12 protein-coding genes are annotated in these 12,987 nt (G+C 71.1%); 6 read left to right on the top strand and 6 right to left on the bottom strand.

From position 1 onward, the window contains the following. Positions 1–16 precede the first annotated feature (16 nt). The 4 genes from ASD11_RS07435 to ASD11_RS07420 are packed head-to-tail and all read left to right on the top strand — an operon-like array spanning position 17 to position 2,673. Complete coding sequence (locus tag ASD11_RS07435; RefSeq protein ID WP_056285291.1) at positions 17–1,243, top strand: phosphoglycerate kinase; 1,227 nt, start codon at positions 17–19, stop codon at positions 1,241–1,243. Next, positions 1,240–2,034 carry a triose-phosphate isomerase gene (tpiA, locus tag ASD11_RS07430; protein ID WP_056285288.1) on the top strand — a complete coding sequence of 265 codons (795 nt, stop codon included), beginning with the start codon at positions 1,240–1,242 and terminating at the stop codon, positions 2,032–2,034. The genes ASD11_RS07435 and tpiA overlap by 4 nt, the downstream gene beginning before the upstream one ends. A gap of 47 nt (positions 2,035–2,081) precedes the next feature. After that, on the top strand, positions 2,082–2,318 hold the full coding sequence (gene secG, locus ASD11_RS07425; protein WP_056285285.1) for a preprotein translocase subunit SecG: 237 nt from the start codon (positions 2,082–2,084) through the stop codon (positions 2,316–2,318). A gap of 1 nt (position 2,319) precedes the next feature. Then, positions 2,320–2,673 carry an RNA polymerase-binding protein RbpA gene (locus ASD11_RS07420; protein ID WP_056285281.1) on the top strand — a complete coding sequence of 118 codons (354 nt, stop codon included), beginning with the start codon at positions 2,320–2,322 and terminating at the stop codon, positions 2,671–2,673. 71 nt (positions 2,674–2,744) lie between these two features. Here ASD11_RS07420 and pgl read toward each other — a convergent pair whose 3' ends face one another. The 6 genes from pgl to tkt all read right to left on the bottom strand — a co-directional run bounded on the left by pgl (position 2,745) and on the right by tkt (position 10,820). After that, entirely contained in the window at positions 2,745–3,449 is a 705-nt protein-coding gene (pgl, locus tag ASD11_RS07415) for a 6-phosphogluconolactonase (RefSeq protein ID WP_056285278.1), read from the bottom strand. Between the two features lies 1 nt (position 3,450). Beyond that, positions 3,451–4,350 (bottom strand): glucose-6-phosphate dehydrogenase assembly protein OpcA, encoded by a 900-nt coding sequence (locus tag ASD11_RS07410; protein ID WP_056285275.1) that lies wholly within the window; start codon positions 4,348–4,350, stop codon positions 3,451–3,453. Further along, positions 4,351–5,892, bottom strand: a complete 1,542-nt coding sequence (gene zwf / locus ASD11_RS07405) for a glucose-6-phosphate dehydrogenase (protein ID WP_056285271.1) — start codon at positions 5,890–5,892, stop codon at positions 4,351–4,353. Continuing rightward, positions 5,889–7,481 (bottom strand): glucose-6-phosphate isomerase, encoded by a 1,593-nt coding sequence (locus ASD11_RS07400; RefSeq protein WP_056285267.1) that lies wholly within the window; start codon positions 7,479–7,481, stop codon positions 5,889–5,891. The genes zwf and ASD11_RS07400 overlap by 4 nt, the downstream gene beginning before the upstream one ends. Before the next feature lie 3 nt (positions 7,482–7,484). Continuing rightward, a complete protein-coding gene (gene tal / locus ASD11_RS07395) occupies positions 7,485–8,573 on the bottom strand; it encodes a transaldolase (RefSeq protein WP_056285264.1) in 1,089 nt (362 codons plus the stop codon). 66 nt (positions 8,574–8,639) lie between these two features. Next, entirely contained in the window at positions 8,640–10,820 is a 2,181-nt protein-coding gene (tkt, locus tag ASD11_RS07390) for a transketolase (protein ID WP_235503349.1), read from the bottom strand. Between the two features lie 102 nt (positions 10,821–10,922). On the opposite strand from tkt, the gene ASD11_RS07385 reads away from it, so the two are divergent. Then, the gene (locus ASD11_RS07385) at positions 10,923–11,891 is read left to right on the top strand and encodes a heme o synthase (RefSeq protein WP_235503269.1); all 969 of its coding nucleotides are present in this window, start codon (positions 10,923–10,925) and stop codon (positions 11,889–11,891) included. Positions 11,892–11,904: 13 nt separating this feature from the next. After that, positions 11,905–12,960, top strand: coding sequence for a hypothetical protein (locus ASD11_RS07380; protein ID WP_156464629.1), 1,056 nt, complete (start codon positions 11,905–11,907; stop codon positions 12,958–12,960). Positions 12,961–12,987: the final 27 nt, after the last annotated feature.

Here is a 12,987-nt window from a genome sequence, read left to right as displayed (position 1 = left end):
CGGAGTCCCGGGCGCTGTGAAGACGATCGACGACCTGACCACCGAGCTCGGGGGAGACCTGCGCGGCAAGCGCGTGCTGGTCCGCTCCGACCTCAACGTGCCGCTCGACGGCACCACGATCACCGACGACGGACGGGTGCGCGCCAGCGTGCCCACCATCAAGCGTCTCGCCGACGCCGGTGCCCGGGTGCTCGTCACGGCCCACCTGGGTCGTCCCAAGGGCACCCCCGACCCGGCGTTCTCGCTGGCCCCCGTGGCCCAGCGCCTCGGTGAGCTGCTCGGCACGCCGGTCCTCTTCGCCAACGACACCGTCGGCACGGAGGCCAAGCACATCACCGCGGCACTCACCGACGGACAGGTCGCCGTGCTCGAGAACGTCCGCTTCAACGCGGGCGAGACGAGCAAGGACGACGCTGAGCGCGGAGCCTTCGCCGACGAGCTCGCGGCCCTCGCCGACGCGTTCGTCTCCGACGGCTTCGGCGTGGTGCACCGCAAGCAGGCCAGCGTCTACGACGTCGCCGAGCGGCTGCCCGCCGCCGTGGGTGGACTCGTGCAGACCGAGGTCGAGGTGCTGAAGCGCCTCACCGACACCCCCGAGCGTCCGTACGTGGTCGTGCTGGGCGGGTCCAAGGTCTCCGACAAGCTCGGTGTCATCGACAACCTCATCGACAAGGCCGACAGCCTCCTGATCGGCGGCGGGATGGTCTTCACCTTCCTCGCGGCCCAGGGCCACGGCGTGGGCTCGTCCCTCCTCGAGGCCGACCAGCTCGACATCGCCCGGCGCTACGTCGAGCAGGCCGCCGAGAAGGGTGTCGACCTCGTCCTGCCCACCGACATCGTCGTGGCACCGGCGTTCTCGGCCGACGCCCCGGCCACCGTCGTGGCGGCCGACGCCATCCCGGACGACCAGATGGGCCTCGACATCGGCCCCGACTCGGCCGCGCACTTCGCGTCGATCGTCAGCGCCGCGAAGACCGTGTTCTGGAACGGCCCCATGGGCGTCTTCGAGTTCGAGGCCTTCTCCGGCGGCACGCGTGCCGTGGCGAAGGCGCTCACCGAGGTCGACGGCCTGTCGGTCGTCGGCGGTGGCGACTCGGCCGCAGCGGTGCGTCAGCTCGGGTTCACGGACGACCAGTTCGGTCACATCTCCACCGGCGGCGGTGCGAGCCTGGAGTACCTCGAGGGCAAGACTCTCCCGGGTCTCGCCATCCTTGAAGAGCAGAGCCCGGAGGACCCCGCATGACTCGTACCCCGCTCATGGCCGGCAACTGGAAGAGCAACCTGAACCACCAGGAGGCCGTCGTCCTGGTGCAGAAGCTCGCCTGGACGTTGTCGGACAAGAAGCACGACCCGGCCAAGGCCGAGGTCGTCGTCATCCCGCCGTTCACCGACCTGCGCAGCGTCCAGACGCTCGTCGACGGCGACCGACTCACGATCGGCTACGGCGCACAGGACGTCTCCGAGCACGACGGCGGGGCCTACACCGGTGAGATCTCGGCCGCCATGCTGGCCAAGCTCGGCTGCTCGTACGTCGTCGTCGGTCACTCCGAGCGCCGCGAGTACCACGCCGAGTCCGACGCGGTCGTCAACACCAAGACCGTCAAGGCGCTCGCCGCCGAGATCACGCCCATCGTGTGCGTCGGCGAGGGCCTCGAGGTCCGCCAGGCCGGTGAGCACGTGGCCCACACCCTCGCCCAGGTCGACGGATCGCTCGCCGGTCTCTCCGCCGAGCAGGTCGCCGGCCTCGTCATCGCGTACGAGCCCGTGTGGGCCATCGGCACCGGCGAGGTGGCCACCCCCGACGACGCCCAGGAGGTCTGCGCGGCCATCCGCGCACGGGTGAGTGAGACCTTCTCGCCCGAAGCGGCCGACCGGATGCGTATTCTTTACGGCGGATCGGTGAAAGCAGCGAACATCGCCTCCATCATGGTCAAGTCCGACGTGGACGGGGCCCTGGTCGGAGGTGCGAGCCTCCAGGCGGAGGAGTTCGCCGCGATCGCCCGGTTCTACGACATGCCCGACCTGGGCATCTGAACCCCGACCCTGAGCCCCCACGCTGAGACATTGAAGAAAGACTTGCTGTGATCCTTCTGTTCTCGATCGTCCTCACGATCTCGAGCCTGCTCATGATCGTGCTGATCCTCATGCACAAGGGCCGCGGTGGCGGTCTCTCCGACATGTTCGGCGGTGGCGTGTCCAGCTCGCTGGGCGGGTCCTCGGTGGCCGAGCGCAACCTCGACCGCATCACCGTCGGCATCGCCGTCGTGTGGGTCGTCTCCGTGGTCGCCCTCGGGCTCCTGCTGAAGGTGAGCAACTGACATGGCTGCTGGTGCCATCCGCGGAAGCCGCATCGGCTCCGGACCCATGGGCGAGGCCGAGCGTGGCGAGGCCGCGCCCCGCCAGGCCATCACCTACTTCTGCGTCAACGACCACGAGACGGTGCTGCAGTTCTCGCTCGAGGCCGACGTCCCCGCGTCGTGGGACTGCCCGCGCTGCGGCATGCCGGCCAGCACCGACTCGGCCGACCGCCCCGCGGCGCCCAAGACGGAGCCGTACAAGACGCACCTCGCGTACGTGAAGGAGCGCCGCACCGAGGACGAGGCCGTCGAGATCCTGTCCGAGGCCATCGAGACGCTCCGCGCCAAGCGCAAGTCCGGCGAGGTCATCTTCTGACCTGCACGCCGAAGCCCCCGCCAGCCACCCGCCGGCGGGGGCTTTCTCGTCCCGGCTGAGGAGGACCGTCCTCAGAGGAGCGAGGCAGCGGCCTCGTCGAGCAGCCAGAGGGTCTCCTCCGTGCCGCCGACACCGCGTGCGGGGGTCTGCTCGACGGTGCCCTCCTCGGCCAGGGCGCGGGCGACCGCCTCGGCCTTGCCGTCGCCCGAGACCAGCAACCACACCGCGCGGGCGTGGTTGAGGGCCGCGAAGGTGAGCGTGATGCGCTGCGGCGGCGGCTTGGGGGAGTCGAAGACCTCCACGGCGAGGCGGCGCGTCTCGTGCAGGTGCTTGTCGTGGTGCGGGAACAGGGAGGCGACGTGCCCGTCGGGCCCGACCCCCAAGAGCACGAGGTCGAACGGCTCCGTGGGCAGGGCGTCGGCGTAGTCGTCGGCGGCCGCGGCCATGGAGTCGCTGCAGCCGTGTGCCGGCATGGCGTGGACGCGTTCGGCGGGGACGGCGGCCCGGTCGAGGAAGGCGTCGCGCGCCTGCTGGTCGTTGCGGTCCTCGTGACCGGCCGGCACGAAGCGCTCGTCGCCCCAGTACCAGTCGACCTCGGCCCACTCGGCGGCCTCGACGTCGAGCCGCTCGTAGACCTGGTTGGCGATCGTCCCGCCCGTGAGCACGACCGTGGGTCGGCGACCCTGGGCGCGGACGTCGACGACCAGCGCCGTGAGCCTGCGAGCGATGTCGTCGGCCAGCTGGTCGCCGGTGGGGACGACGTGGATCTCGGTCATGTCAGGCCTTCACGAGTCGTTGGACGGTGGCGCCGTAGACCTCGTCGGCGTCGAGGCGACGAAGGTCCTCGGCGAGCAGCTCGGCGAGGGTCCGGGTGGGCAGCGGCACGGTGCGCGGTGCAGCGCCCGGGACGGAGAAGGTGGCGGAGTCGTCGGCGTCGCGCTCGATGCAGATGTCGCCGCGCGCGGTGGTGAGGACGACCCGCTGGATTTTCTCGGACTCGATCTTCTTCCACGACACGTGGACCCCGAGGCGGCTCTCGAGCCACGACTCGAGGAGGACCCCGGCCGGGTTGCCCGGTCCGGCCTCGATGACGCCACCGGTGACCGGGGAGCGAACCTGGTCGTACGCGGCCGCCAGGAGGGCCCTCCAGGGCGTCAGGCGGGTCCAGGAGAGATCGGTGTCGCCCGGCGTGTAGGCCTTGGCGGACGCCTGGAGGCTGCGCAGCGGTCGGGGCGCGGCCTCGGCGTCGGTGAGCCGGCGGTTGGCCAGCGCGCCCATGGCGTCGGCCGACGGGTCGGTGGGCGCCGGTCCGGGCCACCAGACGACCACGGGGGAGTCCGGGAGCAGGAGTGGCAGGACCGCGGACTCCGCGTGCGGCACCAGTCGGCCCGAGAGCCTCAGCAGGATGGACTCGCCCGACGTCTCGCTGCCGACGCGGATCTTGGCGTGGAGATCGGCTGCTCCGGTGCGCTTGCCCAGGATGACGCCGATGACCCGCGCGGGATGCTCGCGCGACAAGGTGGTGGCGGCCGCGAGCGCGTCGGTGACGGTCTCGTCGTCGCACACGACGATGAGGGTGAGCACCATGTCCATGGCGGGGCTGCCGGACTGGTGGCGGGCCCGCACGAGCGCCGCCGCGATGGCCGAGGAGTTGGTGTGCTCGAGCGTGACCTGCATCTAGGGCCTCCTCCATCGACGTCCGTCGCGCGCGATCATCGCGTCGGCGGACTGGGGTCCCCACGTGCCTGCGGGGTAGGTGTCGATGGACTTCTTGCGTGACCAGTGACGGATGATCGGGTCGAGGATCTCCCAGGCCAGCTCGACCTCCTCGTGCTGCGGGAACAGCGGAGGGTCGCCGAGCAGGACGTCGAGGATGAGTCGCTCGTAGGCCTCGGGGGAGTCCTCGACGAAGGTGCCGCCGTAGGCGAAGTCCATGTTGACGTCGCGGATCTCCATGACCGTGCCGGGCACCTTGGCGCCGAAGCGCAGCGTGACGCCTTCATCGGGCTGGATGCGCATGACGAGCGCGTTCTGTCCCAGCTCCTCGACGTCGGTGGACTGGAACGGCAGGTGCGGCGCTCGCTTGAAGACGACCGCGACCTCGGTGACGCGGCGTCCCAGCCGCTTGCCGACCCGGAGGTAGAACGGCACGCCGGCCCAGCGGCGGGTCTCGATGTCGAGGCGGATGGCCGCGTAGGTCTCGGTGGTGGAGTCGGCCGGGATGCCCTCCTCCTCGAGGTAGCCCGCCACCTCCTCGCCGCCGGCCCAGCCGGTCGTGTACTGCGCGTGGCTCGTGTGCAGGTCGAGACGCTGCGGCGGGCGCGCGTTGGCCAGGATCTTCTGCTTCTCGATGCGCAGGCTTGCCGCGTTGAGGGAGACCGGCTCCTCCATGGCCACGAGCGCCATGAGCTGCAGCAGGTGGTTCTGGATGACGTCGCGGGCCGCGCCGATGCCGTCGTAGTAGCCGGCACGGGTGCCGATGCCGATGTCCTCGGCCATCGTGATCTGCACGTGGTCGACGTAGTGGCTGTTCCACACCGGCTCGAACATCCCGTTGGCGAAGCGGAAGGCCAGGATGTTCTGGACCGTCTCCTTGCCCAGGTAGTGGTCGATGCGGAAGACGCTCTCGGGCGGGAAGACCTCGGCCACGATCTCGTTGAGCTGCTGCGCCGACTCGAGGTCGTGCCCGAAGGGCTTCTCGATGACGACGCGGCGCCAGGCGTCGCCGGGCGCCTGGGCGAGCCCGTGCTGCTTGAGCTTGCTCACCACCACCGGGAAGAGGCCCGGCGGGATGGACAGGTAGAACGCGTGGTTGCCCTGCGTGCCCTGCTTCTCGTCGAGCTCGGCCAGCGTGTGGCTGAGCTTCTCCCACGCCGTGTCGTCGTCGAAGGATCCCTCCACGAAGCGGACCCCGGCGAAGAGCTGCTTCCAGGTGCTCTCGCGCCACGGCGTCCGGGCTCCGGCCTTGGCCGCCTTCTTGGCCAGCTGGGCGAAGCCCTGCTCGCCGAAGTCGTGACGGGCGAAGCCGATGAGCGCGAAGCCCGGCGGCAGCAGCCCGCGGTTGGCGAGGTCGTAGATGGCGGGGATGAGCTTCTTGCGGGCCAGGTCTCCGGTGACGCCGAAGAGCACGACGCCGCACGGACCCGCGATGCGGGGAAGGCGCCGGTCCTGCGGGTCGCGCAGCGGGTTGTCGAGCCCGAGCTCGGCGGCGGAGGTCATGAGAGCAGCTCGCGCAGCCGTCCCAGGGCCGACTCGACGTCGTCGAGGTGCCAGCGCAGGACGGGACGGCCCCGGCCTCGCAGGACGCTGGCGTCACCCTCGGCCTGCGAGCCGATGAAGTCGCCCAGGGTGAAGTCGCGTCCGGGCACCGGCAGGTCCTCGACGGGGTCGGAGGTGAGCTGCAGGTAGACGCCCGTGAGCGGCCCGCCCTTGTGGTACTGCCCCGTGGAGTGCAGGAACCGCGGGCCCCAGCCGAAGGTGACGGGACGACCGGTGCGGCGGGCCAACAGCTCGCGCAGGCCTTCGTAGGCCGGGAGGCCGACGCGGTCCAGGTAGGCCTGGACGGCGACGTAGCCGTGGTTCTCGTCGAGCGCGGCGAGCAGCTCGTACAGGGAGCCCTCGACGGTGGTGGCGTCGGTGCCGTGCACGGCGATGCCGTCCTCGGTGAACGCGGGCGACGGTGGCTCCTGGGAGCCACCGAGCAGGTCGCGGGCCGCCTGCTTGGCGCTCTCGACGTCGGGCTGGTCGAAGGGGTTGATGCCGATGAGCTCGCCGGCCACGACGGTGGCCACCTCCCACAGCAACATCTGGGCGCCGAGGTCGCCGGTGGTGGCCACGGCGTATCCCGACGAGGCCTCGGGGGGCGTGTCCGTGCCGATGCCGGTGACGATCGAGTCGGCCGTGCTGGGCACGGCGTTGACCGCGGTGGGGGACTCCACCACGACGGGCAGGACGCCCTTGCCGTCCTTGCCGGTGGACTCGGCCACGAGCTGCTCGATCCAGTCGCCGACGCCGTGCCCGGTGTGGTCGCTCAGGACGAGCTTGTCGACGCCCTGGGCGTTGGCCACGCCGAGGAGCACGCCGAGCCGCAGGCCCGGGTTGTCGGCGGAGTCGGCCTGGAGCGCCTGCGTGGCCGCCTGCGCCGAGTCGAGAAGACCGACGACGTCGGCTCCCGCCAGGCCGCTGGGCACCAGTCCGAAGGCGGTGAGTGCGGAGTAGCGCCCCCCGACGTGCGGGTTGGCGAGGAAGGTCCGGTAGCCGGACTCGCGCGCCTGCTGCTCCAGAGGGGAGCCCGGGTCGGTGACCACGACGATGTGGTCGGCCGGGTCGTGGCCTGCGTCGAGGAAGGCCTTCTCGTAGACCCGGCGCTGGCTGTCGGTCTCGACCGTTCCTCCGGACTTGCTCGAGACCACGACGACGGACCGCTCGAGGCGGTCGCCGAGGGCCCGTCGCACCATGTCGGGCTGCGAGGAGTCGAGCACGGTGAGCTCGACACCGTCGGTGTGGCAGATGACCTCCGGGGCGAGGGAGGACCCACCCATGCCGCACAGCACGACGTGGTCGAGGCCGCGGCCGTTGAGCTCGGCGCGCAGCGCCAGCACCTCGTCGGCGAGCGGACGCGACTCCGTGGCCAGGTGCGTCCACCCGAGTCGGATGGACGCCTCGTGCTCCGCCTCGGGGCCCCACTCCGTGGGGTCGTGGGCGAAGATGCGCGACGCGAGCCGCTCCTCGACCGCACGGTGCACGGCGGCCTCGAAGGCCTCGGAGTCAGCAGCGGTCAGGGTGACGTCGGGGCTCCCTCCGGCCACGACTCAGGCCTTGTCCAGCTCGGCGGAGACGGTCTCGAGCAGCTCGGACCAGGAGGCGTCGAACTTCTCGAGGCCCTCGCGCTCGAGGATCTCCACCACCTCGTCGTAGGAGATGCCCTCGGCCTCGAGCCCGGCGATGACCTCACGCGCGTCGTCGTAGGTGCCGCGGACCGTGTCGCCGGCGACCTCGCCGTGGTCGGCGAAGGCCTGCAGCGTCTTCTCCGGCATGGTGTTGACCGTGTCGGCGGTGACGAGCTCGGAGACGTAGAGGGTGTCGGGGTAGGCCGGGTCCTTGACGCCGGTGGAGGCCCACAGCGGACGCTGCGCGCGCGCTCCCTTGGCCTGGAGGGCCTTGAACCGGTCGGAGCCGAAGACCTCCTCGTACGCCTCGAAGGCGAGTCGGGCGTTGGCGAGGGCGGCCTTGCCGCGCAGCGCGTGCCCCTCGGGCAGGCGACCGTCGACCTCGGAGTCGACACGGCTCACGAAGAACGACGCGACCGAGTGGATGGTGGACAGGTCGTGCCCGTTGGCCTCGGCCTGCTCCAGGCCGTAGAGGTAGGCGTCCATGACGCCGCGGTAGCGCTCGAGCGAGAAGATCAGGGTCACGTTGACGCTGATGCCCGCGGCGATCGTGGCAGCGATCGCGGGAAGGCCCTCGACCGTGGCCGGGATCTTGATGAGCGTGTTGGGCTGACCGACCTTGTCCCAGAGCTTCTGGGCCATGGCCACGGTGGCGTCGGTGTCCTTGGCGAGGCCCGGCTCGACCTCGATGGACACGCGGCCGTCGACCCCGTCCGTGGCGTCGTGCACGGGCCGCAGGATGACGGCGGCGTCGTGGACGTCCTTCGTGGTGAGCTCGAAGACCGTGGTGTCGACGTCGGCACCGGCGGCCTTGAGCTCCTTGACCTGCGGCTCGTACTTCTCGCCCTTGGCGAGGGCCGAGGCGAAGATCGACGGGTTGGTGGTGACGCCGACGACGTTGGAGCCGTCGACGAGCTCCTGGAGGTTGCCCGTCTCGATGCGCTCGCGGGAGAGGTCATCGAGCCAGATGGACACTCCGGCGTCGCTGAGGGACTGCAGACGATCGTTCATGCTTGTCTCCTTCGTTCGGGAGCCGCCGGTCGACCGGGTCTCGGCCCACTCGGCGGTCCCGGGTGGTCAGTGGGTGGGTGCGTCCGGGTTGTCCGCGGGCCCGACCGGTCCGGCCGGACGGGCGAAGAACGGCACGCCCCCGGTCTCGGACGCTGCGGCGATCGACTCCTGGGCTGCCGAGGCGACGGCCTCGGCCGTGAGGCCGAACTTCTCGTAGAGCGTCTGGTAGTCGGCCGAGGCGCCGAAGTGCTCGATGCCGACGATGCGACCGGCGTCGCCGACGACGTCGCGCCAGCCGAAGGCCACACCGGCCTCGACCACGACACGGGCGCGGAGCGCGGGCGGGATCACGCTGTCCCTGTACCCAGCGTCCTGCTGCTCGAACCACTCGCGGCTCGGCATGGAGACGACACGGGCCTGGACGCCCTGGGCGGCCAGCTGCTCGCGGGCGGCCACGGCGATCTGCACCTCGGAGCCGGTGGCCACGAGCACCACGTCGGGCTCACCGTCGGGCGCGTCCAGGAGCACGTACGCGCCCTTGGCGGTGCCCTCGGCCGAGGCCCAGGAGCCGGCAGCGTCCTCGGTGTCGCGGGGGAACGTCGGCAGGTTCTGGCGGCTGAGCGCCAGAGCGGCCGGGCGGTCGGTGTTCTCCAGGATGGTGCGCCACGCGATGACGGTCTCGTTGGCGTCGGCCGGGCGGACGACGTCGAGGCCCGGGATGGCGCGCAGGGCGGCGAGGTGCTCGATGGGCTGGTGCGTGGGGCCGTCCTCGCCCAGACCGATGGAGTCGTGGGTCCAGACGTAGGTGACGGGGAGCTCCTGCAGTGCCGCGAGACGCACCGAGGGCCGCATGTAGTCGCTGAAGACGAGGAACGTTCCGCCGTACGGGCGCGTGAGCCCGTGCTGGACCATGCCGTTCATGATCGCGCCCATGGCGTGCTCGCGGATGCCGAAGTGCAGCACCCGGCCGTACCAGCCGCCCTGGAACTTGGCGGTGGAGTGCTCGGGCGGCAGGAACGACGGCTCGCCCTTGGGCGTGGTGTTGTTGGAGCCGGCCAGGTCGGCGGAGCCGCCCCACAGCTCGGGCAGGACGGGTGCGAGCGCGGAGAGCACCTCGCCCGAGGCGGAGCGGGTGGCGACGCCCTTCTCGCTGGCCTCGAACGTGGGGAGCGCGTCGGTCCAGCCGTCGGGCAGAGCGTGGGTGGAGAGGCGCTCCAGGAGCGCAGCACCCTCGGGGTTGGCCGTGGTCCAGGCCGCGAAGCCCTCCTCCCACTCGGCGCGGGCGGCGGCGCCGCGGTCGACGGCCTTCTCGGTGTGGGCGATGACCTCGTCGTCGACGATGAACGTCTGCTCGGGGTCGAAGCCCAGGAGCTCCTTGGTTGCCTTGATCTCGTCGTCTCCGAGCGCCGACCCGTGGGAGGCGCCGGTGTTCTGCGCCGAGGGCGCGGGCCACGCGATGATCGTGCGGAGCTGGATGAAGCTGGGGCGGTCGGTGACGGCCTCAGCCGCCTTGTAGGCGTCGAACAGGGCCTGGACGTCCTCGTGGTAGCCGGAGCCGCCGTTGGTCCAGTCGACGGTCTGCACGTGCCAGCCGTAGGCCTCGTAGCGTGCAGCGACGTCCTCGCTGAACGCGACGTTGGTGTCGTCCTCGATGGAGATCTTGTTGTCGTCGTAGAGCACCGTGAGGTTGCCGAGCTTCTGGTGGCCCGCGAGGGACGAGGCCTCGGCCGAGACGCCCTCCTGCAGGTCGCCGTCGGAGCAGATGACGTAGACGTGGTGGTCGAAGGGGCTGGTGCCCTCGCCCGCGGTGGGGTCGAGGAGCCCGCGCTCACGCCGGGCGGCCATGGCCATGCCCACCGCGTTGGCGACACCCTGGCCGAGCGGGCCCGTGGTGACCTCGACGCCGGGGGTGTGGCGGTACTCGGGGTGCCCGGGGGTCTGGCTGCCCCACGTGCGCAGGCTCTTGAGGTCGTCGAGCGTCATGGGGTAGCCCGCGAGGTACAGCTGGATGTACTGCGTGAGGCTCGAGTGGCCGCACGAGAGGACGAACCGGTCACGCCCGACCCAGTGCGGGTCGGAGGGGTCGTGCCGCATCAGCTTCTGGTAGAGCAGGTAGGCCGCGGGGGCGAGGCTCATGGCCGTCCCGGGGTGGCCGTTGCCGACCTTCTGGACGGCATCGGCCGCCAGCAGACGCACCGTGTTCACCGCCTTGTCGTCGAGCTCGGTCCAGTCGAGGGCGGCGGGAATCTGAGACACGCGCGGGGACTCCTTCAAGAAGTTCGGTACGGCCGACAAGGGGTTTCGATGCCTACGTCACGAGCCTACTCGCGTGCGACTAGACTCCCGCAAGTGAGTGCACTCCAGACCGACGGTCAGCCGTCGCCCCTCGATCCCTCGACGGGTACCCAGCACGGCGCTCCTGAGACAGGCCTCTCCGCGACCGACGTCGTCAAGGCGTACGTCGCCCTCATGAAGCCTCGGATCATCGAGCTGCTGCTGCTCACCACCGTCCCGGTCATGTTCCTGGCCGCGAAGGACGTCCCCTCGCTGTGGCTCGTCGTGGCCACCATCGTGGGCGGCACGCTCTCGGCCGGCAGCGCCAACGCGCTCAACTGCGTCGTCGACGCCGACATCGACACCAAGATGCGCCGGACGGCCCGCCGTCCGCTGCCGCGTCACCAGGTCGGCACCCGGGGTGCGCTCTGGTTCGGCCTCGCCCTCGGCGTGGTCTCCACGCTCCTGCTCGGCCTCACCGTCAACTGGCTCTCGGCCGGGCTCGCCCTCGCGGCCAACGTCTTCTACGTCGTGGGCTACACGATGATCCTGAAGCGCCGCACCTCCCAGAACATCGTCTGGGGCGGGGCCGCGGGCTGCTTCCCGGCCATGATCGGCTGGACCGCCGTCACCAACGAGCTGGCCTGGACCCCCGTGGTCCTCTTCCTCGTGGTGTTCTTCTGGACGCCGCCGCACTTCTGGTCGCTGGCCATGCGGTACCGCGAGGACTACTCCGCGGCCTCGGTCCCGATGCTTCCCTCCGTGGCCACGTCGGCCGAGGTGGGCCGCCAGATCGTCACGTACTCCTGGGTCATGGTCGCCACGTCCCTCGCCCTGTGGCCCGTCGCCGGGATGGGCTGGTTCTACCCGGGCGTCGCCATCGTGCTCGGCGTGATCTTCCTCGTCGAGGCCTACGACCTCAAGTCGCGTTCGGTCGAGACCGAGGACCTCGCGATCATCAAGCCCATGCGTCTGTTTCACCTCAGCAACGCCTACCTGGCGCTCCTGTTCGTGGCCGCGGCCGCCGACCCGTTCCTGCGCTGACCGCCTGAGCGTCGTGCCGCCGCTGCCCCACCGGCTCCGGGCCGTCGTCCCCACGTCGGGCCCAGGACGGATCCGCCGCGTGGGCCTGCGGGCCGCGCTCGCCGACGCCAACCGCGAGGCACGCCACGAGCAGGCCCCCGGCGAGGCAGCGCTGCCCGGCATGACGTGGCAGGAGGACGACCGCACCTCCGTGCGGTGGTATCCGCAGGGGATCACCACCTCGGCCGACGCCTACGGACCCGAGCCTTCCGGCGGCCAGTACGAGGGTCGCGACGTCGTCCTCGTGAGCTGGTACGGCCGCGGCGCGGTGGGCCGGTGGGTCGGGTCGCGGATCACGGCCGTCGACTGGCATGACGACGTCCCGCCGCGCTACCGGCACCTCCTCCTGGTGGACCGGTCCCGTCGCTGGGGCTGGCGCGGACTGCGGGCCGTCAGGGTCCACGCGGGGGGCATCGTCTGGTACGGCGACCACCTCTTCGTGGCGGGCAGCCGGGCCGGCATCCGGGTCTTCCGCCTCGACGACGTGGTGCGGGTCAAGAACCGGTTCCGCAGCAAGGGCTACCGCTACGTCCTCCCGCAGCTGTTGAGGTACGAGGCCGAGAACGACGCCGAGGCGCCCCGCATGACCTACTCGTTCATGTCCTTGGAGCGCTCCGCCGAGGGGCACCGGCTCGTCGTCGGCGAGTACGGACGCAAGGACGCTCCCACCCATCGTCTGCTCCGCTTCCCCATCGACCCACGCACCGGTCTGCTCCGGGCCGACGCCGACGGCCGCGTCGAGCCACTCGACCTGCACGACCGTCAGCTGCCTCGCATGCAGGGCGCCGTCGTGGCCGACGGGACCTGGTTCGTCACGGCGAGCTCGGGGGAGGACGTGCCGGGCGACCTCTGGGCCGGCCGTCCGGGGGACTGGACGCGCCACCGCGGCGTCCTGCCCACCGGTCCGGAGGACATCACCTTCCTGCCGCAGCGCCGGCAGCTGTGGACCCTCACGGAGTGGCCCGGGCGGCGCTGGGTGTTCCCCATCGACGCCGACCGCTGGCGCGGGGGCGGACCACCGGCTGCCTGAGCCGCTCGAAGGGCTTCCGCCACGTCG

This window comes from Aeromicrobium sp. Root495, assembly GCF_001426755.1.
GTDB lineage: Bacteria > Actinomycetota > Actinomycetes > Propionibacteriales > Nocardioidaceae > Aeromicrobium.
This window is presented reverse-complemented; position numbering and strand designations above follow the sequence as displayed.

What these genes read in the sequence shown, in the direction of transcription:
- tpiA (WP_056285288.1), top strand. Translation starts at nt 1,240, where the DNA reads ATGACTCGTACCCCGCTCATGGCCGGCAACTGGAAGAGCAACCTGAAC.
- ASD11_RS07420 (WP_056285281.1), top strand. Translation starts at nt 2,320, where the DNA reads ATGGCTGCTGGTGCCATCCGCGGAAGCCGCATCGGCTCCGGACCCATG.
- pgl (WP_056285278.1), bottom strand. Translation starts at nt 3,449, where the DNA reads ATGACCGAGATCCACGTCGTCCCCACCGGCGACCAGCTGGCCGACGAC.
- ASD11_RS07410 (WP_056285275.1), bottom strand. Translation starts at nt 4,350, where the DNA reads ATGCAGGTCACGCTCGAGCACACCAACTCCTCGGCCATCGCGGCGGCG.
- zwf (WP_056285271.1), bottom strand. Translation starts at nt 5,892, where the DNA reads ATGACCTCCGCCGCCGAGCTCGGGCTCGACAACCCGCTGCGCGACCCG.
- tal (WP_056285264.1), bottom strand. Translation starts at nt 8,573, where the DNA reads ATGAACGATCGTCTGCAGTCCCTCAGCGACGCCGGAGTGTCCATCTGG.